The 24,173-nt window shown below is 44.8% G+C and carries 26 protein-coding genes; 18 read left to right on the plus strand and 8 right to left on the minus strand.

The features are described from left to right. Positions 1-161: 161 nt before the first annotated feature. From pilV to V7R42_RS15935, 5 genes are read left to right on the plus strand one after another with little or no spacing between them, the layout of a single operon-like run. Positions 162-812, plus strand: coding sequence for a type IV pilus modification protein PilV (gene pilV / locus V7R42_RS15915; RefSeq protein WP_334021262.1), 651 nt, complete (start codon positions 162-164; stop codon positions 810-812). Continuing rightward, entirely contained in the window at positions 809-1,666 is an 858-nt protein-coding gene (locus tag V7R42_RS15920; RefSeq protein ID WP_334021205.1) for a PilW family protein, read from the plus strand. Before pilV ends, V7R42_RS15920 begins: the two co-directional genes overlap by 4 nt. Further along, the gene (locus tag V7R42_RS15925) at positions 1,663-2,226 is read left to right on the plus strand and encodes a PilX N-terminal domain-containing pilus assembly protein (protein ID WP_334021206.1); all 564 of its coding nucleotides are present in this window, start codon (positions 1,663-1,665) and stop codon (positions 2,224-2,226) included. The genes V7R42_RS15920 and V7R42_RS15925 overlap by 4 nt, the downstream gene beginning before the upstream one ends. A gap of 8 nt (positions 2,227-2,234) precedes the next feature. Continuing rightward, positions 2,235-6,305 (plus strand): PilC/PilY family type IV pilus protein, encoded by a 4,071-nt coding sequence (locus V7R42_RS15930; RefSeq protein WP_334021207.1) that lies wholly within the window; start codon positions 2,235-2,237, stop codon positions 6,303-6,305. Positions 6,306-6,307: 2 nt separating this feature from the next. Then, the gene (locus tag V7R42_RS15935; RefSeq protein WP_334021208.1) at positions 6,308-6,772 is read left to right on the plus strand and encodes a type IV pilin protein; all 465 of its coding nucleotides are present in this window, start codon (positions 6,308-6,310) and stop codon (positions 6,770-6,772) included. An 81-nt stretch (positions 6,773-6,853) separates the two neighbouring features. Here V7R42_RS15935 and V7R42_RS15940 read toward each other — a convergent pair whose 3' ends face one another. Genes V7R42_RS15940 through V7R42_RS15955 form a run of 4 tightly spaced genes read right to left on the minus strand, consistent with a single transcriptional unit; the run spans position 6,854 to position 9,298 of the window. Further along, on the minus strand, positions 6,854-7,114 hold the full coding sequence (locus V7R42_RS15940; protein ID WP_334021209.1) for a hypothetical protein: 261 nt from the start codon (positions 7,112-7,114) through the stop codon (positions 6,854-6,856). A gap of 51 nt (positions 7,115-7,165) precedes the next feature. Then, complete coding sequence (locus V7R42_RS15945) at positions 7,166-8,053, minus strand: hypothetical protein (RefSeq protein ID WP_334021210.1); 888 nt, start codon at positions 8,051-8,053, stop codon at positions 7,166-7,168. 58 nt (positions 8,054-8,111) lie between these two features. Further along, a complete protein-coding gene (locus V7R42_RS15950; RefSeq protein ID WP_334021211.1) occupies positions 8,112-8,750 on the minus strand; it encodes a potassium:proton antiporter in 639 nt (212 codons plus the stop codon). After that, a complete protein-coding gene (locus V7R42_RS15955; protein ID WP_334021212.1) occupies positions 8,744-9,298 on the minus strand; it encodes a GspH/FimT family pseudopilin in 555 nt (184 codons plus the stop codon). The genes V7R42_RS15950 and V7R42_RS15955 overlap by 7 nt, the downstream gene beginning before the upstream one ends. Before the next feature lie 78 nt (positions 9,299-9,376). Here V7R42_RS15955 and V7R42_RS15960 point away from each other — a divergent pair, with 78 nt between their 5' ends. Next, entirely contained in the window at positions 9,377-9,769 is a 393-nt protein-coding gene (locus V7R42_RS15960; protein WP_334021213.1) for a type II secretion system protein, read from the plus strand. Positions 9,770-9,813: 44 nt separating this feature from the next. Here V7R42_RS15960 and V7R42_RS15965 read toward each other — a convergent pair whose 3' ends face one another. Next, complete coding sequence (locus tag V7R42_RS15965; RefSeq protein ID WP_334021214.1) at positions 9,814-10,395, minus strand: GspH/FimT family pseudopilin; 582 nt, start codon at positions 10,393-10,395, stop codon at positions 9,814-9,816. Positions 10,396-10,771: 376 nt separating this feature from the next. Between V7R42_RS15965 and nadE the strand changes: the two genes are divergently transcribed. Both nadE and V7R42_RS15975 read left to right on the plus strand, forming a co-directional pair. Next, positions 10,772-11,608: an ammonia-dependent NAD(+) synthetase gene (nadE, locus tag V7R42_RS15970; RefSeq protein WP_334021264.1), complete on the plus strand. Its 837-nt coding sequence runs from the start codon at positions 10,772-10,774 to the stop codon at positions 11,606-11,608. 2 nt (positions 11,609-11,610) lie between these two features. Further along, positions 11,611-11,949 carry a P-II family nitrogen regulator gene (locus V7R42_RS15975; RefSeq protein WP_014950115.1) on the plus strand — a complete coding sequence of 113 codons (339 nt, stop codon included), beginning with the start codon at positions 11,611-11,613 and terminating at the stop codon, positions 11,947-11,949. A gap of 67 nt (positions 11,950-12,016) precedes the next feature. Here V7R42_RS15975 and V7R42_RS15980 read toward each other — a convergent pair whose 3' ends face one another. Together V7R42_RS15980 and ygfZ are read right to left on the minus strand one after the other, a co-directional pair. Continuing rightward, complete coding sequence (locus V7R42_RS15980; RefSeq protein ID WP_334021215.1) at positions 12,017-12,532, minus strand: FKBP-type peptidyl-prolyl cis-trans isomerase; 516 nt, start codon at positions 12,530-12,532, stop codon at positions 12,017-12,019. 59 nt (positions 12,533-12,591) lie between these two features. Beyond that, positions 12,592-13,638, minus strand: coding sequence for a CAF17-like 4Fe-4S cluster assembly/insertion protein YgfZ (ygfZ, locus tag V7R42_RS15985; RefSeq protein ID WP_334021216.1), 1,047 nt, complete (start codon positions 13,636-13,638; stop codon positions 12,592-12,594). Positions 13,639-13,825: 187 nt separating this feature from the next. Here ygfZ and V7R42_RS15990 point away from each other — a divergent pair, with 187 nt between their 5' ends. From V7R42_RS15990 to V7R42_RS16000, 3 genes are read left to right on the plus strand one after another with little or no spacing between them, the layout of a single operon-like run. Continuing rightward, a complete protein-coding gene (locus V7R42_RS15990; RefSeq protein WP_334021217.1) occupies positions 13,826-14,077 on the plus strand; it encodes an FAD assembly factor SdhE in 252 nt (83 codons plus the stop codon). After that, a complete protein-coding gene (locus V7R42_RS15995) occupies positions 14,064-14,603 on the plus strand; it encodes a hypothetical protein (protein ID WP_334021218.1) in 540 nt (179 codons plus the stop codon). Before V7R42_RS15990 ends, V7R42_RS15995 begins: the two co-directional genes overlap by 14 nt. Positions 14,604-14,607: 4 nt before the next feature. Next, positions 14,608-15,480: a MaoC family dehydratase gene (locus V7R42_RS16000; RefSeq protein ID WP_334021219.1), complete on the plus strand. Its 873-nt coding sequence runs from the start codon at positions 14,608-14,610 to the stop codon at positions 15,478-15,480. Between the two features lie 88 nt (positions 15,481-15,568). Here the strand turns inward: V7R42_RS16000 and nadB are convergent, their stop codons facing one another. Next, a complete protein-coding gene (gene nadB, locus V7R42_RS16005; RefSeq protein WP_334021220.1) occupies positions 15,569-17,254 on the minus strand; it encodes an L-aspartate oxidase in 1,686 nt (561 codons plus the stop codon). A 197-nt stretch (positions 17,255-17,451) separates the two neighbouring features. Between nadB and rpoE the strand changes: the two genes are divergently transcribed. From rpoE to rnc, 7 genes are all read left to right on the plus strand, one after another. Next, positions 17,452-18,030, plus strand: a complete 579-nt coding sequence (gene rpoE, locus V7R42_RS16010) for an RNA polymerase sigma factor RpoE (protein ID WP_012518957.1) — start codon at positions 17,452-17,454, stop codon at positions 18,028-18,030. A 99-nt stretch (positions 18,031-18,129) separates the two neighbouring features. Beyond that, on the plus strand, positions 18,130-18,711 hold the full coding sequence (locus tag V7R42_RS16015) for a sigma-E factor negative regulatory protein (RefSeq protein WP_334021221.1): 582 nt from the start codon (positions 18,130-18,132) through the stop codon (positions 18,709-18,711). Positions 18,712-18,847: 136 nt separating this feature from the next. Continuing rightward, positions 18,848-20,017, plus strand: a complete 1,170-nt coding sequence (locus V7R42_RS16020; protein WP_334021222.1) for a MucB/RseB C-terminal domain-containing protein — start codon at positions 18,848-18,850, stop codon at positions 20,015-20,017. A gap of 18 nt (positions 20,018-20,035) precedes the next feature. Next, the gene (locus V7R42_RS16025; protein ID WP_334021223.1) at positions 20,036-20,497 is read left to right on the plus strand and encodes a SoxR reducing system RseC family protein; all 462 of its coding nucleotides are present in this window, start codon (positions 20,036-20,038) and stop codon (positions 20,495-20,497) included. Positions 20,498-20,784: 287 nt separating this feature from the next. Continuing rightward, positions 20,785-22,581, plus strand: coding sequence for a translation elongation factor 4 (lepA, locus tag V7R42_RS16030; RefSeq protein ID WP_334021224.1), 1,797 nt, complete (start codon positions 20,785-20,787; stop codon positions 22,579-22,581). Beyond that, the gene (gene lepB / locus V7R42_RS16035) at positions 22,581-23,483 is read left to right on the plus strand and encodes a signal peptidase I (RefSeq protein WP_334021225.1); all 903 of its coding nucleotides are present in this window, start codon (positions 22,581-22,583) and stop codon (positions 23,481-23,483) included. Before lepA ends, lepB begins: the two co-directional genes overlap by 1 nt. Next, positions 23,483-24,169: a ribonuclease III gene (rnc, locus tag V7R42_RS16040; RefSeq protein WP_334021226.1), complete on the plus strand. Its 687-nt coding sequence runs from the start codon at positions 23,483-23,485 to the stop codon at positions 24,167-24,169. The genes lepB and rnc overlap by 1 nt, the downstream gene beginning before the upstream one ends. Positions 24,170-24,173: the final 4 nt, after the last annotated feature.

A 24,173-nucleotide genomic window follows, 5' to 3' on the forward strand; every position in this document is an offset into this window, starting at 1 on the left:
AGGTTAGTTGGTTAAGCATATTGTTGGTTGCCTTCTTAGTGAATGGGATCATTGAAAATTATACGTTTTAATAACCAGTGATACCCAGAAATATACGCTTTTGTCTTACTATACTACATTGGTGATAACGCCAATTTAACGTTAGCTATGTGGCAAAAAAGATGATTGCTGAGAAGGTGACAATGAAGCGAGTGAAGGGAAGTCATATTCGCACACAACACGGTGTAGGTCTTATAGAGATCTTAATTACCTTATTTATACTTGCTGTAGGCTTGTTGGGTGTTGCTGCGCTTCAGTTCACAGGCTCTTTTGCCAATAAAGATGCAATCAGCCGAACACAAGCCGAGATGGTCGCTGCTCAAGTGGCGGAAAGATTGAGAGCCGCCGCACGTCCCGCATCGGTAGGAGACGGCATGGTAGTTAACAATGCGTACTTTTCTACTGATACTTATAACTTTGCAACGTTAAGTTGTTCTGGCTCCTCGCACCCCTATCACTGCTATTGCCTTTCAAGACCCGCAGGGGTCCCAAATTGTGAAGGCCAAGCCTGTAGTGAAACACAGATAGCGCAATACGATGGGTGGGCGCTATCGTGTTCAGCAGTACAAACGAATCCTCAGACTAAAGTGTCAGTGTCATGTAATGACAACAACCCAGCAGATATTTATCGCTGTAGCGCTGGCTCTCGTGTCGAGGTGTTGTTGACCTGGCCAGTTGCTTCATCGGGAAATCGAACCTACACACTTAATACGCGATGCAACGAATCGGAAGGGGATAGTAACGCGTGTGTATTTAAGGACATCACATTATGAGTGCCCATCGCCAACACTCGCAACTCGGCTTCTCTCTTGTCGAGTTAATGATTACGTTAACGTTGGGGTTAGTAATCTCAGGCGCTATCATCCAGGTGTTTGTCAGCAGCAGCGTGACAAATCAGCTCAACCAAGCGGTAGCTCAAGTACAAGAGTCTGGTCGTTTTATTATGGCTCGTCTATCTGCAGAGCTCTATGAAGTAGGACGTTATGACCAGATTGTCGCGGATGTCGATACATCCGTTGATATCGTTACCGAAGCGGCCTACGTGGAAAACCGTCCTATTGCTGTAGCGGGGGATTTCGCTACCAACGGGACGCTTGGCAGTGTACAGACTTCCAATGGTGGCAGCGATAAACTTGTCGTGAGCCTATTAAGTGACAAAGACTGTACTGGAAACCAACACGGCTATGGAGGGCGCGAGTTTCACGTTGTTAATCACTACTTTGTAAGTGGTAATACGCTTAAGTGTACAGGATATGATGGTCGCGTACTTCGCGGCTTAAAGGGGCAAACAGTGGATCCTGTTACCGTAATACTGCTCGATAATGTTGAGAGCTTTCAAGTGCAATTCGGCGTTTCAGACAGTATTACCAACTCTCTAGGGCAAGCTGTTACGTATGTGACTGCAGATGAAATTGAAGATTTAAGGGCGCTTAATCAACAAGTTGTGTCACTGCGTTGGGCTATCATGCTCAAAAGCTATCAAAATGAAGTTAGACAGACACGCGCTCAGAAATATGCGCTTTTAAATGAAGTATCTCAAACGATGGACACCGCCCATTATTATCAAGTGTTTTCGAAAACATTGGCCCTTCGAAACATGAAAAATTTTGTCAGGAGCTCGCGATGAAACAGCAAGGCTTAGTGATGGTTTTTGCATTATTGGTGCTGCTTTCAATAACTGTGTTAGGGGTAAGTGCGGTAACCAGCAGCTTGTCTCAGTCTAAAATGGCTGTGTCTATGCAGCAAAGTGGCTTGGCTTTTGATGCTGCAGAGGCGGCGATCGCAGGCGTGTTCTTCGAATCTGAAGATGAAACGTTACTGACCGACCCGAACAAAACAGACCCGTTGTCGGAAGCCCGCCAAGGCAATGTGTTTGACCCTGAGGCAGATTCAATGAGCTGCTTTGATGAGGGCGAATGGACTGACAGATTTATGACGGAAGGAGGGCTTGGAATTGGCAACAGACATGTAGTTGATGGCACGTATCAACGCGAAGCTTCGACAAAAAGTTGGTCGCGCACCGCTTTTATAAGGGAACAGGCCTGTAGAGGATCAAGTAATGTTATTGGCGGTAGTAACGTCAATTGTCATGTATTTATTATCAGAGGTTGTGGGAGAGTCGCGGGTAAATCTTCTGTTGTGGCAAACAGTTTGGCTGCCTCTGTATTTGGCCCTGCGTCTCAATAGGTATCAATATGAAGAAACTCTCTACTTACATCGCATCAATTACGTTATTTAGCTGTATTGGCTTCTCTGCTTTTGGTGATGACCTTGATATCTACCTAGGCAACGCAAACAACGCTGTTACCTATAACCCTAATGTATTGTTTATCATGGACTCTTCAGGAAGTATGGGGTCTTACGATAACACCAGTCAAAGCCGAATGCTACGCGTACAAAATGCACTAAAAGAAGCACTGAGTTCAGCGACCAACATCAACGCAGGTTTAATGCGTTTTTCGGATTACGGTGGCCCAATTCTTTACCCTATTCGCAACATCGACGAGGCGGTAAGGCCCGAAATTATTATTTCAACCAACAATGACGATCACGATGCACATGAAATAAACGGTAATGTTACTACTGACAGCAATGATCTGATTTTAAGCAGCGGCACCCAAACGGTTACGTCTGGCTTGCGCTTCACTGAGTTAAATATACCTCAAGGCGCCACCATTGTTAGTGCGAGCATTAGATTCACATCAGAAAAATTCAATGTGGCTGGCACGTCCCTCGTTATATCAGCTGAAGCATCAGCCTCCAGTACTGTCTTTACGTCATCTACGAACAATTTGAGCGAGCGAACAAAGACAGCGGCTAATGTAGAATGGGCAACCGACAATAGTTTTCCCGCTTCAGGGGAAGTGATAACAACACCCGATATAAGTGCTGTCATTCAGGAAGTTGTTGACTTAACGGCATGGTGTGGTGGCAAGAACCTCAATATTTTAATAGAGGGGTCTAGCGCAGATTCGGCAAGTTCTCGTGAAGTAAGGGCCAGTGATGTAGGTCAAAGTGGCGCGCCACAGTTGGTGGTAACGTATGATGATTCTACCGCAACGGGTTGTGTACAGGGCGAAGCGATTTATCAAGTAGCCAGCTCAAGAGATAACTTAGAAGAAAACGTAAATGGTTACCCCAATACCGGTAGCGAACTTACCTTCCACCCGTCTTACAATGATTACATAGGCGTTCGCTTTCGCAATGTGAACATACCTCAAGGTGCTGTAGTAACTGAAGCTTATTTGGAGTTTACTGCATACAGTACTGTGACCTATGGCAATCCGAGCATGCGTATTAGAGGCGTAGCTGATGATGACGCTTCAGACTTTCATCCCGACCGCCGCAATCGTTTACGAAGCTTACCTAAAACATCGGGTATCACCTGGTCTATGCCTCGCTTTTACAATAATTATGCCTATCGTACGCCTGATTTGAGCAGTATTGTTAAGCAAATAGTTGACCGTTCTGGGTGGCAAACAGGTAACGATATGGCGTTTGTACTTGATGATTTTGTGTCGTACCGTGGGGCTCATACCTACAACAACTCGCCATCCAAAGCACCGAAACTTATAATCAAATTTAATGGTTCAGCGACGCCTAATGCGACAGCTACGGTGCGTGAACACTTAATGAGTAAAATAGATGAGTTGAGCGCAAATGGGTATACGCCTATTGTGGATACGTTACTTGAGGCCGCCAATTATTATGGAGGGCGAGACGTTGACTACGGTCGCAAACGGGGGGAAAGTGATGTTGATTCCTCAGTTAGAAGGAGTACCCGTGTAAGCCATAGGGCGTCATATATAGGTTCCGATTCTATTTTGCCTTCAGGTTGTTCGGAAGACAACCTGTCAGACAGAGATTGTATTACAGAGCAGATCCCTACGCCTGCAAGCTACATTTCCCCGGTTTCCGACCTGCAATGCCAAACGAACAACCACATTGTCTTATTGTCTGACGGCGAAGCGAACAATAACCACAGTGTTTCTAAAATTCAGACCTTGCTCGGTAAAAGCTGTACCGGAAGTGGCGGTGAAAAGTGCGGCTTGGATCTAGTGAGAAATATTAGTGAAGCGTCAACGTCAGTGATAGGACCAAGGGTTATTACTCACACGATAGGTTTTGCAGCGAACAACAATGCTAACAACTTCCTAAATCAGCTTGCCTTGCAAAGTGGCGGTGGTTTCTATCAGGCGGATAACAGCACTGATTTGCTCGAGGCGTTTAATACTATTTTGCGTTCGGTCAAAGATATTAATGCAACGTTTGTCTCGCCAGGCGTGGCCGTAAACCAACTCAACCGATTAACACATAGAGATGAATTGTACTTTGCATTATTTAAGCCGAGTGAGGGAGCTATTTGGCCGGGGAACCTTAAACGCTACCGCTTGAGTGGTGATAAAATTCTCGATAAAAACAACCTCAATGCGGTTGATAGTGTCACGGGCTTCTTTAGTGAAAATGCGCACAGCTATTGGTCAACGCTTGCCGACGGTAGCGAAGTGAGTGAAGGGGGAGCTGCCAGTCGTTTAGGCGCGAATCGCAATATATATGTGTTTAGTGACACAGGTAACATTGTAGTGAGTGCCAATGAACTGCACGAAAACAATACGAATATAACAAATGAAGACCTAGCGATTCAGGGAGAAACTGATGCGGATGAGCTCAGAGATGCCATTTTGAAATGGACGCGGGGTGTGGACGTGAAAGACAGTAACGGTGATGGGAGCACAACGGATTATCGCTCTCAAATGGGCGATCCTATTCATTCCCAGCCAATAATTGTCAATTACGGTAGTAACGACTCGGCTATTTTTGTAGCTACCAATCAGGGAATGCTGCATTCATTCGATACCTCAACAGGGGATGAAAATTTTGCAATCATGCCGAAGTCACTCCTGCAGAACCTCCATCATTTTTATAAAGATACGTCATCGCTAGAGCATAAGTACGGCTTAGATGGTGACATGATCCTAAGAACCGTGGGAGACAATAAATATCTTTATGTCGGTATGCGCAGGGGCGGGCGTAATTATTACGTCTTTGATGTGACACAAAAAACTGCGCCCAAGCTGAAATTTACCATTGAAGGTGGCGTGGGCGAGCTGGTCAAACTCGGCCAAACGTGGTCCAGACCAACGATCACTAAAGTGAACATGGGCGGACAGGTCAAAAATGTCATGATTGTAGGGGGGGGATATGACGACGTTCAAGATGATCGTTCAATAAGAGCTAATGACGTTGTGGGCAATGCCGTTTACATGTTCGATGCCGATACTGGAAGTCTTCTTTGGCATGCCAGCAACGAAAATTCTGACCTTAACTTAACTAACATGACGTACAGCATTCCAGGGCGAATTTCAGTTATCGATAGGGATAATGATGGCGAAGCCGATCATATGTATGTAGCCGATATGGGCGGTCAGTTGTTTAGATTAGATATTTATAATGGCAAATCAGGAACGGATTTTATTAAAGGAGCGCGCATTGCGGATTTTGGTGGCGACACAGCCGAAACAAATCGCCATTTCTACTACGGTCCGGATGTAACAGAGATTGCCCTAGGCGATGAGTTATACTATGGCGTTGCCCTTGGAAGCGGTTGGCGCGCCTCTCCGCTAGATACTGTAGTAGAAGACAACTTCTACATGCTTAAAGACAGTGGTGTATTCAACCGTGATGTAAATGGAAACTATACATTTATGGAAACGGTTTATGAGAGCGAAATGTATAACGCCACGAGTCACGCTTTAAACAGTAGCGATGAAAGCGAGCGCGAAGTGGCCTCACAAGATTTTGCTAACAAGGCTGGATGGTACTTGAACTTAACGACTAACGGTGAAAAAGTACTGTCTTCTCCATTAATAATTGATTACAAAGTATTTTTCACTACCTATGTGCCGGCGTCCAGTAGCACAAGTGCATGTGCCCCACCTACGGGTAACAGTCGCGCTTATTTGGTTAGTATGTTTAACGGTAATGCTGTTACAGACGTGAATAATGATGGTGAAGTCAATGCCGCGGACCGTTCTGCGGAATTAAAGCAAACAGGTATAGCACCAGAGACTAAAATTCTTATTGAAGATATTGTAAGCCCAGTAGTTTGTTTGGGCACGGAATGCGTCTCAGCGGTAATTGAAGTTGATGAAGATGGCAACGATGAGGCATGCGTTGACGCATTTGAATGCTTGGCTGAAAATATTTATGGGCGATTTGAGCGAATAAAGCGTGGCAGCTGGCATTCAGAAACGGAGAGAGATTAGTTATGAATTATAAAAATGCGGAGAACGGATTTTCGTTAATTGAATTAATGATAGTGGTCGCTATAGTGGGCATTATCGCTGCCATAGCATATCCCTCTTATCAAGGTGTTATCGCTGATGGATACCGCGGCACAGGGCAGTCTGATTTGTTAGGGCTCGCCTCTGCAATGGAGCGCCATCACAGTGGCGCCTTCAGCTACGAAGGTGCGGCAAGTGGCGGTTCAAACACAGGGGCTCCGGCTGTTTTTGCTACTTACTCTCCCTCTTCTGAGCCCCAAGCAAATCGTCGTTATAACTTAACGATACAAGCGGCTAGTACAACCGCATATGAGTTGAGAGCAACGCCAGTCAGCAGTACAGGTCAGGCATCGGATGGAACGTTATATTATTTCAGTGATGGGAGGAAAGGCTGGGATAAAAATAATAATGGGAACCTAGAGTCTGATGAATTCTGTTGGTCTTGCTAACTTGCAAATTTAGTGAATATTCATGCTCAGGTAGAAGACTAAGGTTAATATCGTCTATTAAAAATACTATTGCTTGTGACTCTATTGGGAATCAGTTACCAGCAGTGAAAGTTCACCAAATATTGCTATGTCATCCCAATGCTGGTCAATGGGGTCACTTGTTAACGCAAGTCGGGCCGAATTTAACGAGTCGTTGTGCTCAGTACTTTTATTCAACGTCATGCGTAATAGAAGACTAGAATCAATGGCTGTGGCAAGTAAGTAAGTACTGGTGCTCGTAAAAATAAGCAGTGTCAGCAATACTTCAACTAAAATACTTCCCGTAGTTTTCAGCTCACGCATCTTTATATCTCCTCTAGCTTTTTTTGCGCATCAAACTTAGTAATCTCCAACTTAATCATTGCTATGCCAAGAACCAGGGACGGGAATGATCTTTGCCAGAGCAGTATGAGCCTGAAGGGTTTTCAGCACTGTGGTGGATGGCGTTAACGAACCGTACACGTTTGCATTCAAAGGGGTATTGGAGACATAAGTACCTTCAATAGAAGCGCTAGGTGCAACATGCAAGGTGTGCGAATGCGCTGTTGTAGAAAGCATAACTATCAGGCCATGGAAGTGAGTGTCGGCGTGAAGTGAAAGGTCGCCATCCACTATCAATAGCATTAACGGGAGGCTCTCGTTTGAGTGGGCAATATCCCCATTTTCCAATTGACAATCACCTTCTATCCAGAAAATAGTGGCAGGCGTAAGATCTACGCAATCCGTTTTTACAGCGCTTTGAGGAAAGTACGCCGCGCTTAGAGCATCTATCTTTCTATTAAATAGCCATTCGGTCAGTCTATTGTCCCATGAAAATTGCTGAATTGAGGTGGGAAGCCTTAATAGTGAAGGATAACGCATAAATTTAGCGGTATAAAACGTATCTTCTTCGTCTTGGGAAATACTTACCTCAAAATATTGCAAAGGCTGTTGTTGATCACCCATCAAATCGGTTTGTTTGATTAACGTGGTCTCATCCGGCGTGCTTACCATATTCAACGTTTGCGAAGCCGAATTAATACGTAAAAATTTGGCGATTTCTTTCACTTTCTGCATGGATGTTAAATGGTTCTGCTCAGCGTCCCACTTGGCCTTTTCAATGGAATAAAATTGTTGGACCTGTTGCGATGTGCTAATAGTGACGAAGGTTATTGCACTTAACAGTATAACCACAATGCCTAACACGGCCATGCCTTGTTGATGACGTACTACGAGAGAAGGGCATGTAGATATAATACTCACGCTATCTGCCTTACATGCACGATGTTTAATCCCTGTTGGAGACCATCGCATTTCCTTTCTATTTATAGGCATTAGTAACCTCAACAATGAATTTTCTGGCGCTTACTACGGTGGGGTCAAGGTTACTATGTAACTCTATCTCTATTTCATAAGCGCTTCCCCAGCTACTGTAGTGCTCTCGAACAACAGTAAATTTGGTCGCAACGGTAGTTTGTGTATCGGTTAAGTTGAACCATCCACCTTGTTTACAGGTGTTGCCTGCCACGCGATACTCAATGGCTTTGTTGTGCAAACGATAACCAAAAAATTCGCCCTGTGCCTGCGACACTACGCCATCCTTGTTCTTGTCATAAGAAAAGGTAACACAACTGTTTTCGGGTTCATTTGGATGGTTGTCAGTGGTTATCTCAAATACAGGCTCTTCGTTAGGCGCTAGGCCCACATGTGAGAGGGAATCAACGGAATAAATAAACCCTGCTTTACTTAAATGCCGTGCAATTGTGCTTTGCAGCGCTCGTATATCGTCTTCGACGCTAGCGGCATGTTGGATTGATGAATGTGTCATATGGGATTGCGCTGCATGAGTTGCCACAGCGGTTATGACCATACTAGCCAAGCCACAGGCCACGATCACTTCTGTGAGGCTGTACCCACTATTCGACCTAATAGCGTCGCATTGCATTACACGTTTTAGCATTGCGCTATTCCTGAAATAGACTGAAAGCTACATAACTTTATTCGCCCCAGAGTATTGATAACTATCTTTGCCCTGAAACGTTGGCTTGATAGCGTCAGCGTTGTGTTACTTGAAAAATTTAGCGTACCGTTTTTATTGAACGCAACGACCTTGTCAGTATTGTTGGTTGTGGTTAGTTTTGTATTCCAACGTGAAGGGAAGGATAAGAAACTCGACTCACTAATAGTACAGCTTTGGTGCGTGGCGCAAGAGCAAGTACTTTTCGCGCTTACGAGTACACAATTGTTGTGTTCAATTTCAGTAATCAGAAAAATGTCTTTTTTGTGTAATAACGCCTGTATTCGCGCTTTTTTAGCAAGTGCAGCTAGGCTGGTAGCAGCATGTTTAAATGCATTTCGCTCATTCCATTCATCAAACGATGGAACAGCTATTAACGAAAGTAGACTGATTATTGCCAATACAACGAGCATCTCCAGGAGCGTGAAACCATCTTGCCTCCATTTGGAAGTGTGTATCTTGTAGTTCGATGTAAAAAGGTGAAAAGCCATGCGTAAGTCCAGTTACCGAGCTTTATTCATGTTGATAACCTTAATGTACTGAAAATTGAATAGAGAGATAGCTGTACTGTGGAAGAGAATTTTAAAGCGTACACTCAGCATCCCTTGCCCAAAGGGGTTACGCTTAGCGAAATACTGATTGCAACAGCGATAGCGGGCATACTATGTGTCGCTACTATGCCAGCAATAATAACTTCTAAGCAATTAAGCCACCTCAACAAGGTTAAAGCTTACCTTCTTTCAGTCCAGGCAATTCAGTCGCGAAGCTGGCTACGTACAGGTAAATACCTCACGCATGATGCGCTACCACCCATTGAAATATCGAGCGTAAGCATTGCGCAAACAATCAGTAGTACAGGGAAGTACGAAATTGTTGCTACGCTGGCGACAAGAGCGTTAACTGACCGCTGCAGAATAATAAAGATAACCGAAGACACACTGACGCCCACGGAATGCTGGTGAAAAGGTTAGTGCGTGTTAAAGAGGCTTGCGTTTAGGGACAATGGTTAGCTGCAGCTTAACTCGTTGCCTTCAAGGTCTTCTTTTTTGCCGTTGTTATTACTATCGACGGCAACTGATATTCTGCCGTAAAGGGATATCAAGAGTGCTGAGGCATAGTTTGCATCGTTGTCACCAGGGCACAGGGTAATGGTCGCGGCTTGGTTTATTCCACCTTGCTCGTTGAAGATAAGAGTGCCTGTAATACCATAAATGGTATTAGCCTCGTTGAGTGGATCGCTGGCAACGATTAGGGCCTCGTCATTATCCCGGCTGTCATTTCCATTTGCGTCAATAAATACCATTTTTGCATTTCGCCAACTCGACGTGCAGGCTGCATAGTCCTCCGTAGGGCACAGCACTACGCTGGTTTGCTCGTCTACGGCAGCGAAGCGAGCGCGTTGAATTACCGCACTTACATTGTTTAAATCAGAGGTAATTCTATTTTTGATCAAAATGGTTTGAATGCCGGGCGCAACAGAAGTGAGAAGAATGGCTACAATAGCAACAGCAACGAGCATTTCCAAAAGGGTTAGCCCTTGTTGCTTTACCATGCTAGTTGGTCGTGCTGTTGATATAGTGTTTATCATAAATGGTATTCGCTTCCACGCGTTGCTATGAAGAGAAACAGTCACGTTTACCTTATCGTAGCCTTTCTCCAATGTAATGCTTGAGCGCCTTTTTTTACGCTACTTACTCTTGATTTAGGGTAAACTAAAATTATAGTGGCAAAGGTATGTTTTACCGTGCAACCGCATATTTGGTTATACGCCTTATGTTGATTCACATGCCGTATTGCTGTGTGATAACGTCAAGTCAATAATAACGAATTGTTCAGCTCGCGAGCTATAGAAAGGCTATGCTAGGCTAGTATTTCCAATTACATGCGTGAATACCACTAACATCTGCGATCATATTGTCGTAGAATCAAGTTCCAGGACGCCCCAACAATACGTGGATATTATGATGCAAAAACAAGCAGTTATTGATGAAATGAAAGTACTGCCTGAAATTGACGTAGAGTACGAAGTCGCACGTCGAGTCTCTTTTATTAAAAAGCAGTTACTTACTTCTGGTTTAAATTCGCTGGTACTGGGTATTAGTGGCGGAATTGATTCATGCACATTGGGTCGGTTAGCTCAGTTAGCTGTAAATGAACTAAACGATGAGCACCACGAAAACTACCAATTTATTGCGGTTCGTTTACCTTATAATACACAAGCCGATGAAGACGATGCGCAAAAATCGATCGACTTTATCCAGCCCTCTCATTCTCTTACTGTAAATGTACAACCTGGTGCAGATGCTATTCACGGGTCTACTTCACAAGCACTTGCTAGTGCTAACCTTCTTCCTAATAGTGACGCAAAACAAGACTTTGTAAAAGGAAACGTTAAGGCGCGTACTCGCATGGTTATTCAGTACGAAATTGCTGGTATGGTTGATGGGCTCGTTTTAGGTACCGATCACTCGGCTGAAAATATTACAGGGTTTTACACCAAGTATGGCGATGGTGCATGTGACCTCGCGCCGTTGTTTGGTTTAAGTAAGCGCCAAGTACGTGCAGTAGCAGCCCATTTAGGTGCACCACATAATGTTATCACCAAAGCGCCTACTGCTGATTTAGAAAGCCTGTCTCCGCAAAAAGCCGATGAGCAAGCATTGGGCATGTCTTACGACCAAATTGATGACTTTTTGGAAGGGAAGCCTGTTTCTGCGGAAGTGGAAGAGAAATTGCTCTATATTTATGAGCGTACACAACACAAACGTGTACCAATTCCAACAATTTACGATGAGTTGTAGTCATGAAAAAAATTGAAGCTATCATTAAACCGTTCAAAATGGACGATGTTAGGGAAGCGCTAGCTGAAGTCGGTATCGCAGGGATGACAGTGTCGGAAGTGAAGGGGTTTGGTCGCCAAAAAGGGCATACTGAACTTTATCGCGGCGCTGAGTACCAAGTTGACTTCCTACCCAAGATCAAAATTGAGCTTGTATTGGACGATGACCGCGTTGAGCAAGCGGTTGAAGCCATTCAAACATCTGCTAAAACAGGCAAAATTGGTGACGGAAAGATCTTCGTTTACAACGTTGAGACTGCCGTGCGAATTCGTACAGGTGAGCAAAACGAAGACGCAATTTAATTAGTTAGCGTTTATCTACTATGAAAAAGGGAGCCGTTGGCTCCCTTTTCAGTCTGCTCAATTCATTTTAGTGCTTGTCTTCTGAGCATTCGCCAGTGTGTGGGTCACAACAGCTGCTCTCTGCTTGATGCACATGACCGTGCTCAAGCTCTTCTTTCGTTGCTTCACGCACGTCAACAACGGTTACATCAAACGTTAACGGAATGCCAGCAAGCGGATGGTTGCCATCAACAACCACTTCTTCGTCAGTTGTTTCAATGATAATTACCGATTGCTCACCTTGGGGTGTAGTTGCGCGGAAAGACATACCCACTTCAACATCCATGCCTTCGAACATGGAGCGTGGTACAGTTTGTACGAGTTCGTCTGCACGTTCACCGTAAGCTTTTTCAGGGTTTACTGAAACGTTGAAGCTATCTTCCTTCGATTTACCAATAAGTGCATCTTCTAGTCCTTCAATTAAGAAGCGACGGCCTAGTAGTACTACTAGTGGCGATTTCCCTTCTGAAGAGTCTAGCGTTGTGCCGTCTTCGGTAGATACGGTGTAGTGTAGCGTTACAACGCTGTCAGAAGTAATTGTCATAACAAATCCTATCTTGGCCCTCTAATAAAGGGCAATAAATGTAATGCAGTAGAAACTGCTTATCGACGTTTTTTCACAATATTGCTAGCTTTCTGCTCAATACTGTACGGCAAAGTATTAGGGTAACAGGTAATGGCGTTATTATCAGCCAATCTGTGTAAATCTTCGCTGGTGGTATCGTTGTTCAACACTGCAATAAACCAGGTTTCATCATCGAGTATGGCAACATTGAGTATTTTTCCCGCTATACGCCAATTTTCGCCCAATTGCTTTTCTAGTACATCGCCAGGTTTAATATCTACGTTACCTTCAAGCCTAAAGCTGTAGGCGGCGCGTTTGTTTTTACCCAGAAAGCGGGTTCGCGCAACCACCTCTTGCCCCATATAGCAGCCTTTATCAAAGTCGATACCGTTGAGCGCCTGCACATTAATCATCTGGGGCACGTATTCCGCCACCGCTTCACCTTGCACTAAAGCATGCACGCTTTCAATTTGAATAGCGTCGAACACGGTTTGGGAATAGCAAGGAGGCGTTTGAGTCTCTATTAGCGAATTTATTTGTTTTACGCCGCTATCATCTAAAAGAATAATGATTCCTTTACAGCTAGTATTGGCAATATAGGCGACGCCGTGTTCGCTCTCGATCTTATTAAGTAAACCATTGTCAGCAGTATCGTTCTCAAGAAGGCGTTTCACTGCTTCGTCAGAGAAAAATTGGCTTAACGCTGCCTTTACTTCGTTAGTTTTCACCGCATCAAGCGAAATAAAGTAAGCGCTGTATGTTTGTGTGTCGTCGAGAATATCAACCTTAGAGAACACACCGTACTTATTAAGCTGTGCTAATGAGTGACTACCCGCATCTTCATTGGTGACTAACAATAATTTGTTTAAGTGACGAGTTACGTACCCGGTAGACCAGGTCTTGCCCTTGTTATCACAATGTGCAAAGTGCCTGGCAGTATTTTCGTCTAGCTTAGTAATATTGACCGTAATTTGCCCCTGTAGGTAACTGTCGGCCTGTTCTCCTTCCAAGGAAATTATCATGGCATTTGAAAGCTTAACCATAAATTCATTTGGAAGGCGCTGTAATGATGCGATAGATGTCATATTCACCACTGTTTAATTCGCTGTATGTACTCAAGGTATGGTAAAACCATCAATATTCAAGGGCAATACACGGGAATCTGTGCAGATTAAGTTCTATTTAGTTTGCCAATCTGAACAAAAGAGCAGTGATCCCCACAGGGTGGGCATGGTATTATTGTCAGCGAATAAAAAACGGTATGAAAGACATATGTTTGAACCAAAAAGATTAGCCCGATTAAAGTGGGCGTGCCGCCGAGGCATGCTAGAATTAGATGTACTTTTACTTCCTTTTGTGGAAGAAGCGTTTGATTCGTTAAGTTATAACGACCAAGAGACATTTGAACGTTTGCTCACCAGTGACGACCCAGATTTGTTTGCTTGGATCATGGGGCATCAGAAATGCGAAGACCCTGAACTAGCTGCCATGGTGGCGACTATCGTCAATCGTGTCAAAGTATAGAATTTGCGTTACGCAAAATAAGTTTAGAAGGTTGTTTGGAGAAGTATGCGTTGCCGTTTGCCTTTTTTCGGCGCTGTGCAGCCTGCCTCAATACTGGTGGTCTTGGCCGAGCTTCTCAACACTATTTGCGCTTATTGGTGTGGCGACAGCGTTATTGATTTTCTGGCGTCTTTATAAAGCTTTTAGCAACCAAGTTTCTGTCGCGCAATACGTTCTCTCTTTGACTAGCGATGGTATTATTCGCATTGTCGGCGACAGTGCGGTTTTATCAAATTCACCAGTCACGTCAACGGGTCATTTGATAGACGATGTACAGACCCATGGCACATCGATGAAAATTCATCACTCTTCTCAGCTTTTTACTTGGGGCTTATGTATTACTGTGATGCGCCAAAAACGCAAGTGGTTTGAAAAAGACTATAACCATTTTGTTTGGATCTTAAAAGGTGAGTGCAGCGAGGCAGATTATCGCCGGTTAGCTAGAGCCATCATCCTGGCCCGAAAAGCAACGCCTTACAGGAATTAAAAAGATGTTTCGCGAATATACTAAAGCGTTATTTAAACGTGTTGACGCCAAGCAGCTTATGCAGTTTAAGCCGCCTACGTTGCCACAACGAATCTATACCAAAACGCTCAATGTCGACAACGTGCACTACGCTGCTTTTTGTCAAGAAGTCGACTGGCCGGCAAATGAGCATGCTCATCCACTTTATTTGCAGATGCTTTCGTTACCTCTGCAAATGCAATGCTTGCTTGACAAACAGAGCCCTTTTCCATTGCTTGGGCTTATCCACGCTGCCAACAAAGTATCAGTGCTAGCGCATTGTGACTTGAGCGAGCCGTTTGAATGTCGCGTGCGCTTTCACGAGGTAAGACCTCACAATCGAGGTTGGGAAGTGGATGTGATGTTAGAAGCGCTGCAAGCGGGGAATTTGGTTTATAGGGCTATTAGCAGTTATTTAGTGAAGGTGAAAGCGGTACACGTGTCACCACTTGGGTCCAAAAATGATGTTCATAATGATTGTAGCCTAGAGGACAGAGCACGTATTGGCGAAATAAGCGCAGCAGCTAACACCGGTCGTCGCTATGCCAAGCTTTCGGGTGACTATAATCCTATACATTTGTCTGTAACATCTGCCAAAATGTTCGGGTTTAAAAAGCCTATAGCGCACGGTATGTGGACATTGTCATGCGCGGTGTCAGCCTTCGTGAGTCATCAAGAGCACAGTCAGACCACAACCGTTACAGAGGTAAAATGCCGCTTTAAAAAGCCTGTATTTTTGCCCAACGATACTCATGTTCAACAATACTGCAAAACGGATAGCAGCGTGCTTATAGATGTTACCGACAGTAACGATAGCCTTGTACACTTATCCGCTAGCTTAACGTTTGATCAGGCGTAGTAATAAACAAGGTTACTTACGGTAGGTGCCCAAAGGACAGTGCAAAGAGAGCATGTTATAACGCTCTCTTTTTGTTTAAATATGTACGCTACTCGGCATCAGCGAAGCTGTCTTGAGTAATTAGCGAACCTACGTCAGCCCCTGATAACTGTTTTCTGGGAATGAGTATGGAAGGAACAGGGTTGTCTAATTGTCCGGGATGATCCAAGTTGAAGTGTAAACCTCTACTTTCTTTTCGCTCCATTGCGCATCGCACAATGAGTTCCGCTACGGTAACAAGATTTCGAAGCTCTAACAGGTTGTTACTCACTCTGAAGTGTGAATAATACTCAGTAATCTCTTGCTCTAAAAGCTTAATACGGCGCATCGCTCGTTCAAGGCGCTTATCTGTGCGTACAATGCCTACGTAATCCCACATAAACAGCCTAAGTTCGTGCCAGTTATGTTGAATGATGACTTCTTCATCAGAATTTGATACTTGGCTTTCATCCCAAGGTGCAATTGTCTCTTCACAATCTGCACTAGGGAGGTTCTTGATAATATCTTCTGCCGCTGCGCTGGCGAATACCACACATTCAAGCAAAGAATTAGAAGCCATACGGTTAGCGCCATGCAGTCCTGTGTAGGCTACTTCACCAATAGCATAAACATTGTTTAGATCGGTTTTAGCATTGAAGTCGGTCATTACGCCGCCACAGCTATAATGCGCTGCGGGCACGACTGGAATAGGCTCGCGCGTGATATCGATACCAAGAGATCGGCACTTACGATAAATATTAGGGAAGTGTTTAACGATAAAGTCAGCAGGCTTATGACTAATATCTAAATACATACAGTCAGCGCCTAATCGCTTCATTTCATAGTCGATTGCGCGAGCAACTACGTCGCGCGGTGCAAGGTCGCCACGCTCATCAAACTTGTGCATAAAGCGCGTTCCATCTGCATGGCAAAGATTTGCACCTTCGCCGCGCAGCGCCTCGGTTATCAAAAAATTGCGTGCTTGAGGATGGAATAAACAGGTGGGGTGAAATTGGTTAAACTCCATATTAGCCACGCGACAACCTGCACGCCACGCCATAGCAATGCCGTCACCACTCGATACATCAGGATTCGATGTATACTGGTATACCTTGCTACCACCGCCGGTTGCCAAGGCTACGAAAGGCGCTCGAATTACTTCAACATGCTCTTGTTGTCTATTCCATACATAAGCACCTACCACGCTGTTCTTCTCTTCTTTTGACGGAATAAGGTCGATGGCGTTATAGCGCTCAAACACGTGAATGTTTGGGTGAGTTGACACAGCGTCGTTTAATGTAATTTGGAGCGCTTCGCCTGTGGCGTCGGCGGCGTGAAGGATTCGTCGGTGGCTGTGTCCACCTTCGCGGGTCAGATGAAAACGCTCTTCACCAGATTCGCTTTTCTCTGTATCAAAGGGAACGCCGTAGCCAATAAGCCATTCTAAAGATGCTTTTGCCCGTTCTGCAGTAAATCTTACGGCAGGCTCCTCGCAAAGCCCACCGCCTGCTGCAAGCGTATCTTTTACGTGAGCGTCTATCGAGTCTTGTTCATCAAACACAGCGGCAATCCCGCCTTGTGCGTAACGGGTAGAGCCTTCATTGCGGTCACTTTTACTAAGTACAATAACCTGACAATGGTCGGCAAGCTTAAGCGCTAGGCTTAATCCTGCCGCACCACTCCCAATAATCAATACGTCACAACGGTGTTCTATTGCATTTGATGTGGAAGTTAGTGAAGACGATACAGATTTCATGTATTTTTATATCAATTCAAACGAGCAAAGGTTCGGCAAGTCTAAAGGATGAGTAGCAAAACACAATCATTCTTGCCCCTTGGGCTAAGCATTTTTTAAAATATTTAATGCTTTTACAGAACTTTTGTAAAAAGAACGCGTCTATACACATGCTTGTTAGAGCTATTGTGTAGTTGAAGTAGGGAGTAATGGCTCGAATGAGCGAGCAGATAACCGACCAACAACTGGTCGAAAAAGTACAGCGTGGCGATAAAAATGCGTTCAACTTATTGGTAACTCGTTATCAACACAAAGTGATGCATCTCGTTTCTCGCTATGTGAAAAATACTGGTGACGTTGCCGATGTAACGCAAGAGGCGTTTATTAAAGCATACCGTGCCTTACCTAATTTTCGTGGCGACAGTGCATTTTACACTTGGCTTTATCGCATTGCGGTGAACAGTGCAAAGAACTATCTTGTATCTCAAGGTCGCAAGCCACCAGCAAGCGATGTCGATGCTGACGAAGCAGATTTTTACGAAGGTAGTGATGCATTAAAAGAGCAATCTACACCCGAGCGAAGCCTGTTATCTGAGGAAATTGAAGAAACCCTGTTTAAGGTAGTTGAGAAGCTGCCAGACGATTTGCGTATGGCAATTACGCTTCGTGAAATTGAAGGGTTGAGCTATGAAGAAATCGCGAATGTAATGTCGTGTCCCGTAGGTACGGTGAGATCCCGTATTTTTAGGGCTCGAGAGGCGATTGATAAAGTTATTCAACCGTTGTTAGAAAATTAAAAAGAAATAAAATCAAAAAAAGATGAACTTTCTTTTTTCCACGATGACTAACAGCTGTGTTAGGGTAGTTAACGATCACTTTGATCTGGAAATGAATATATGACGCAACAGCAAGAAAAATTGTCCGCATTCATGGATGGTGAGATAGAAGGCAATGAGATCATCGATGCTATTAAGCAAGATGAAGTGCTTCAGGCCAAATGGCAACGTTACCATGTGTATCGCGGTGCAATGCGAAAAGAAGCAAGTGTTGCTCCACAGTTGGACATCACCGCAAGCGTAGCAGCTGCGCTTGAAAATGAACCAGCTATAGTCGCACCTAAACGCTCGCGTTGGCAGTCAATACCATTGATTGGCAATGTTGTTCCTTTTGCGAAGCAGTCAGGCCAATTTGCAGTAGCCGCATCAGTGGCAGTCGCCGTTATCTTTGGTGTTCAATACACTAATCAAGAAGTGCCGACAGAACCATTTATGACAGCGCCAACGATTGCTCCTCAAGGTGGGTTGTCTCCAGTAAGTTTGGAACAAACCAGAACGTTACCTCGCAACGATATGAATGAAATGCTTGAGAAAAAGCGCAAAATTAATGCGCTGATTGCTGACCATGAACAGCAAATAAAGCTTAAGCAAGCGCAAGAAGACGAGGGTGAAAGCGAAACAAGCGGAGAAGAGCGTCCGTAGTGGACCAGAATTTATTGCTAAGTTAATCAACATTAGTTGAAATGCGCTTTCGCAAGTAAATTGCGACTGATACGCATTTTGTATTTTAATCATACCAGCACATACTGCTGGTATGTTTGTTTTAAGGCGGGAAAAAATGCGCTGTAGTTCTATCCTTGCACTTTTTTTCATTTCGGGCACGGCTATTCAGTCCTCGGTTGCCCAAACTACTTCGCAGAGCGAAGAAACGAAAGCTCCCGGTACCAGTGTCAAGAATGTTAGTGATGGCGACGTTAAATTAGACGCTAATTCAGAAACACTCGCGAAGGTTGACCAAGGGGAGGATGCAGGGCCGGAAGTGGCGATTCATGAGCAAGTTGAACAAAGTCGCAACGAGCAACATGCGGCTGCTTCACACACGCGACACCTGCAGTCAGCCAACCAGTGGTTAGCGGAACTTCAAAACATCATTACCAATGCTAATTTCCAAGTGTCTTTTGTGCAAACTATTGCAGGAAAGGAAACCGTTCCTTATCTGTGGCGTCACGGCATAATGGAAGATGGCTCTGAACTTGAGCAGCTGAACCTTCAGAATGGACCTGGTCGCGAGCTCATTCGCGTAAATGACGTTGTGAGTGTGTTTGAACCTGATGTTCAACCCTATAGCTTGCGCTCTAAGCATATTAATGGGCCCATCCCTAGTGCACTACTTTATCACCCAGAGCAGCTTGTCGAAGCCTATGAATTCGTTGCAGTAGGCAGAGCGCGGGTGGCAGGACGTTCAGCGCAACAAATTCGAATAGTCAGCCGAGACAACACACGGTTTGGTTATCAATTATGGCTGGACGAGTCTTCCGGCATGTTGCTTAAGTTGAACATGCTTGATTTGCAAGGGGCACTGTTAGAGCAAATACAGGTTACGGCATTTGCGATATCGCCAGAGCCAGCTGAATATTTCTCTCGAATTAATTCAGCGTCGTTACCTGCGCCCATGGCACTGAGCAATGCGCCGAATCGTGCACATAAATGGGATGTTGCTTATTTACCGGCTGGCATGCGAGAAATAAAGCAAGATACAAGACGATTAGCCTTAACAGGGCAGATTGTAGAATATAAACTCTTTTCAGACGGATTGGTGGATGTATCTGTGTATGTTCAGCCTGCGGAAGATGCGTTAGGTGAAACGTTGGCGCTGCGCAACGAAGTCAGTACGTTTTTAACGTTAACAGACGGTAAAGCCCAAGTGACGGTAGTGGGAGAAATTCCTTTACAAACCGCAAATGCTATTGCTAATTCTTTACGTCCCGTTAGCAGTGTGAGTGAATAACAGCGCGATAGAGTAACGATGATAAAAGAAACTGCCACGGTAGTTGCCGTAGATGGTGATACGGTCACCATAGAAGCAGCGATAAAATCGACGTGTAACGCATGTCAGGCACAAAGTGATTGCGGTACCGGTGTGATTTCTCGCGCTATTGCACCGAAAACGCAGCAGTTAACGCTGCGTACCCCCATGACTGTGCGGGTCGGTCAGGAAGTGACTGTGGGTATACCCGAAGCAGGTATTTTAAGTGCCTCGGCTTGGTTGTACTTGTTGCCGCTAATTGCGTTTATTGGAGCGTATTCGGTGTCTATATCATTGCTGAAAAGTACTGGGTTTACTCACGAGTTATGGGCCATGCTGCCAAGTGCGTTAGTCACCTTCTTTACTTTTAAATTAATTGCCTACAAATTACGTCGTGTAGAACGTACAAAATATCAACCTGTCCTATTAGTTCAACAAGGCCATAGCGCAGAAGAGCGTTAATCTGTAGAAGGGCGTAATGTGGACTGATCGTTTTAGACGAAACCGTATCATACGACATCGTTGTGGTGACTCATAACTGTGGTCAAGTTTAGAGATTGAAAGCGAAAGTCACGTAAGGTTGCCACTTCTATTATTTATGTTTCTAGAGAGTAATAAAATTTCCGCTACGCCAATTCGCTTTTCGCGCCAGAAATGGGTAAAATCCGCACGCGCTGCGTATAACCCTTGAAGCAAGGCAAGCAGCATTTTTTGTTTAATGAATTTTTCTGCAGGTAATTTCCAGCATTATGCAACAATCGCACATTCGTAACTTCAGTATTATCGCCCATATTGACCACGGTAAGTCTACGCTGTCAGACCGTCTAATCCAGCATTGTGGAGGGCTAACAGACCGCGAAATGGCTGAGCAGGTTCTTGACTCAATGGACCTGGAAAAAGAGCGCGGTATTACTATCAAAGCGCAAAGCGTGACGCTGAACTACGAAGCGCGCGACGGTGAAACATATCAGCTTAACTTTATCGACACACCGGGACACGTTGATTTTACATATGAAGTATCTCGTTCTCTTGCTGCCTGTGAAGGGGCACTATTGGTTGTTGATGCAGGTCAGGGCGTAGAAGCTCAAACATTGGCAAACTGCTATACCGCTATCGAGATGGATATGGAAGTGGTGCCTGTACTAAATAAAATCGACCTGCCTCAAGCTGAGCCAGACCGCGTTGCAGAAGAAATTGAAGACATTGTTGGTATCGATGCACTGGACGCTGTGCGCTGTTCGGCGAAAACCGGTATTGGTATTGAAGACGTACTTGAAGTCATTGTGAACAAGATCCCGCCGCCGGAAGGTGACCGCGAAGCGCCACTTAAGGCGCTGATCATCGATTCTTGGTTCGACAACTACCAAGGCGTTGTTTCACTGGTACGTATTGTCGAAGGCCAGTTGACCAAGAAAGACAAAATTCAAATCATGTCAAATGGTCAAACGCATCAGGTTGACAAGATTGGGGTGTTTACGCCTAAGCCACTCGATACAGGCACATTAAGAGCCGGCGAAGTAGGTTTTATCATTGCTGGGATTAAAGATATTCAGGGTGCGCCTGTGGGCGACACCATTACGTTAGCACGTGAGCCTGCTGACGCAATGCTACCGGGGTTCAAAAAGGTTAAACCACAGGTTTATGCCGGTATTTTTCCGATAAGCTCTGATGACTACGAAGACTTCCGTGATGCCCTTGCGAAACTGAGCTTGAACGACGCTTCACTGTTCTATGAACCAGAAAGCTCAGCTGCGCTTGGTTTTGGTTTCCGTATTGGATTCCTTGGCATGCTGCATATGGAAATTATTCAAGAGCGTTTAGAGCGTGAATATGACTTGGGTCTTATCACTACTGCGCCAACGGTAATTTACGAAGTAGAAACAACCAAGGGCGAAACCCTTACTGTAGATAGCCCAGCAAAGCTGCCTCCAGTAAACGATATTGCAGAAATTAGTGAGCCTATGGTTGAAGCCAATATTCTTGTGCCGCAAGAATACTTAGGTAACGTAATTACGCTTTGTGTTGAGAAGCGCGGTATGCAGACCAACATGACATATCACGGCAAGCAAGTGGCGGTAACGTACGAACTGCCAATGGCAGAAGTGGTGCTCGATTTCTTCGACCGTTTGAAATCTACCAGCCGTGGTTTTGCATCGCTTGATTACAATTTTAAGCGTTTCCAGGCCTCAGACATGGTGCGTGTGGATATTCTTATTAACGGTGAACGTGTAGACGCGTTGGCGGTAATTACGCACAGAGAAAACTCTCAAGGTCGTGGTCGTGAGCTGGTAGAAAAGCTTCGCGAGCTTATTCCACGACAAATGTTCGATATCGCTATTCAGGCGGCTATCGGTAACCACATTGTTGCAAGAAGTACAGTGAAACAGCTACGTAAAAACGTAATCGCGAAGTGTTATGGCGGTGATGTAAGCCGTAAGAAAAAACTACTTCAAAAGCAAAAAGAAGGTAAAAAGCGAATGAAGCAAGTGGGTAATGTTGAATTGCCACAAGATGCGTTCCTTGCAGTACTTAAGGTAGGTAAATAATGGCAAATTACTTCTCCTTGATTTTGGTGGCACTCACCTTAATAACAGGATTAATCTGGCTAGTGGATAGCCTAGTGTTTGCACCAAAGCGAAAAGCACGTTTACAGGCTGCGGCAACCGCAGAAGGTGCGGGCTATGGAGAAGATCCACAACTGCCTTACCTTGTTGATACTTCGCAACAGATTTTTCCTGTTATTGCTTTCGTATTAGTATTGCGTTCGTTTTTATACGAACCATTTCAAATTCCTTCAGGCTCAATGATGCCCACCCTTTTAGTGGGTGACTTCATTTTGGTTGAAAAGTTTGCCTATGGCGTGAAAGACCCGGTTTTCAGAAGTAAGCTCATTGAAACCGGCGTTCCAGAACGTGGTGATGTGGTGGTGTTCAAATACCCTGAAGAGCCTTCAATAGACTACATTAAGCGCGTAATTGGTTTACCGGGCGATACTGTGGTCTATCAAAATAAACAGGTTTATATCAAACCAAAGTGTGAGACAAGCAACAACTGTCCTAAATTGAAAGCCGTACCGCTGACGTTTCAAGAGCGTGGTGAGTTCGTACAGGACATGGCGCAGCTTATGCGTTATACCGAAGATTTAGGCACGGTAGAGCATGACATTTTGCGCCACCCAGTGCGCGAGATTTCGCCGGTTAACTTTTATACTCAGCCTGGAACGCGCAGCAACGAGTGGATTGTGCCAGAAGGTCAGTATTTCGTGTTAGGCGATAACCGTGACAACAGTCGCGACAGCCGTTTCTGGGGGTTTGTGCCCGATGCGAATTTAGTGGGAAAAGCAGTGGCGATTTGGATTTCATTTGAATTTGAGCGCAGCCCGTCAGACATCCTTCCAACGTGGGTACCAACAGGTGTTCGATTTGAGCGAACAGGTGGCATTCATTAATGCAGGGAATTGATAAATATCGTCGTCTATACAAGGCGATAGGCTACACATTTACCAATGAAGCTCTATTGGAACAAGCACTTACGCATCGCAGTGCGGCTAAACAGCACAACGAGCGCCTAGAATTTTTAGGTGACGCTATTTTAGGCATGATTGTTGGGGAAACGCTGTTTAAACGTTTTCCAACGGTGCCAGAAGGCAAACTTACCCGAATGCGCTCTACCTTGGTTAAAGGAGACACACTGGCAGAACTTGCAAAGGAAGCCAGTGTGGGTGAACTGCTTAACTTAGGCCCAGGTGAGCTCAAAAGTGGTGGCCATCGCAGAAGTTCGATTCTAGCTGATGCCGTTGAAGCTATTTTAGGGGCTATTTACCTCGACTCCGGTATGGACGAGGTACGCGGCGTTATTGACCGTTTATGGGAAACCCGCATAAACAAACTAGACCCTAATGCACACCCTAAAGACAGCAAAACTCGTCTTCAGGAGTTTTTACAAGGTCGTAAACAGGCACTTCCAACCTATGAAGTGTTGTCTATTACAGGGAAAGATCATGCTCAGACTTTTGAAGTTAGCTGTCAGGTGGAAAGTCTACCAGAAGCGGTAGTAGCGTCTGGCAATAGCCGCCGTAAAGCAGAACAAGAAGCTGCTCGTTTAACATTGGAGAAGCTTGATGACAACGCATGATGAA

Source organism: Alteromonas sp. S015 (assembly GCF_036864485.1).
Lineage (GTDB): Bacteria > Pseudomonadota > Gammaproteobacteria > Enterobacterales > Alteromonadaceae > Alteromonas.

Bases quoted from the DNA above. Each gene is read 5' to 3' on its own strand.
- V7R42_RS15935 (WP_334021208.1), top strand. From the start codon at position 6,308: ATGAATTATAAAAATGCGGAGAACGGATTTTCGTTAATTGAATTAATG.
- V7R42_RS15990 (WP_334021217.1), top strand. From the start codon at position 13,826: ATGTTTGAACCAAAAAGATTAGCCCGATTAAAGTGGGCGTGCCGCCGA.
- V7R42_RS16015 (WP_334021221.1), top strand. From the start codon at position 18,130: ATGACGCAACAGCAAGAAAAATTGTCCGCATTCATGGATGGTGAGATA.
- V7R42_RS15920 (WP_334021205.1), top strand. From the start codon at position 809: ATGAGTGCCCATCGCCAACACTCGCAACTCGGCTTCTCTCTTGTCGAG.
- ygfZ (WP_334021216.1), bottom strand. From the start codon at position 13,638: ATGACATCTATCGCATCATTACAGCGCCTTCCAAATGAATTTATGGTT.
- V7R42_RS15925 (WP_334021206.1), top strand. From the start codon at position 1,663: ATGAAACAGCAAGGCTTAGTGATGGTTTTTGCATTATTGGTGCTGCTT.
- V7R42_RS15940 (WP_334021209.1), bottom strand. From the start codon at position 7,114: ATGCGTGAGCTGAAAACTACGGGAAGTATTTTAGTTGAAGTATTGCTG.
- V7R42_RS15980 (WP_334021215.1), bottom strand. From the start codon at position 12,532: ATGACAATTACTTCTGACAGCGTTGTAACGCTACACTACACCGTATCT.
- V7R42_RS16025 (WP_334021223.1), top strand. From the start codon at position 20,036: ATGATAAAAGAAACTGCCACGGTAGTTGCCGTAGATGGTGATACGGTC.
- rnc (WP_334021226.1), top strand. From the start codon at position 23,483: ATGCAGGGAATTGATAAATATCGTCGTCTATACAAGGCGATAGGCTAC.
- V7R42_RS16000 (WP_334021219.1), top strand. From the start codon at position 14,608: ATGTTTCGCGAATATACTAAAGCGTTATTTAAACGTGTTGACGCCAAG.
- pilV (WP_334021262.1), top strand. From the start codon at position 162: ATGATTGCTGAGAAGGTGACAATGAAGCGAGTGAAGGGAAGTCATATT.
- V7R42_RS15955 (WP_334021212.1), bottom strand. From the start codon at position 9,298: ATGGCTTTTCACCTTTTTACATCGAACTACAAGATACACACTTCCAAA.
- nadE (WP_334021264.1), top strand. From the start codon at position 10,772: ATGCAAAAACAAGCAGTTATTGATGAAATGAAAGTACTGCCTGAAATT.
- V7R42_RS16020 (WP_334021222.1), top strand. From the start codon at position 18,848: ATGCGCTGTAGTTCTATCCTTGCACTTTTTTTCATTTCGGGCACGGCT.
- rpoE (WP_012518957.1), top strand. From the start codon at position 17,452: ATGAGCGAGCAGATAACCGACCAACAACTGGTCGAAAAAGTACAGCGT.
- V7R42_RS15930 (WP_334021207.1), top strand. From the start codon at position 2,235: ATGAAGAAACTCTCTACTTACATCGCATCAATTACGTTATTTAGCTGT.
- V7R42_RS15975 (WP_014950115.1), top strand. From the start codon at position 11,611: ATGAAAAAAATTGAAGCTATCATTAAACCGTTCAAAATGGACGATGTT.
- lepB (WP_334021225.1), top strand. From the start codon at position 22,581: ATGGCAAATTACTTCTCCTTGATTTTGGTGGCACTCACCTTAATAACA.
- lepA (WP_334021224.1), top strand. From the start codon at position 20,785: ATGCAACAATCGCACATTCGTAACTTCAGTATTATCGCCCATATTGAC.
- nadB (WP_334021220.1), bottom strand. From the start codon at position 17,254: ATGAAATCTGTATCGTCTTCACTAACTTCCACATCAAATGCAATAGAA.
- V7R42_RS15950 (WP_334021211.1), bottom strand. From the start codon at position 8,750: ATGCTAAAACGTGTAATGCAATGCGACGCTATTAGGTCGAATAGTGGG.
- V7R42_RS15965 (WP_334021214.1), bottom strand. From the start codon at position 10,395: ATGATAAACACTATATCAACAGCACGACCAACTAGCATGGTAAAGCAA.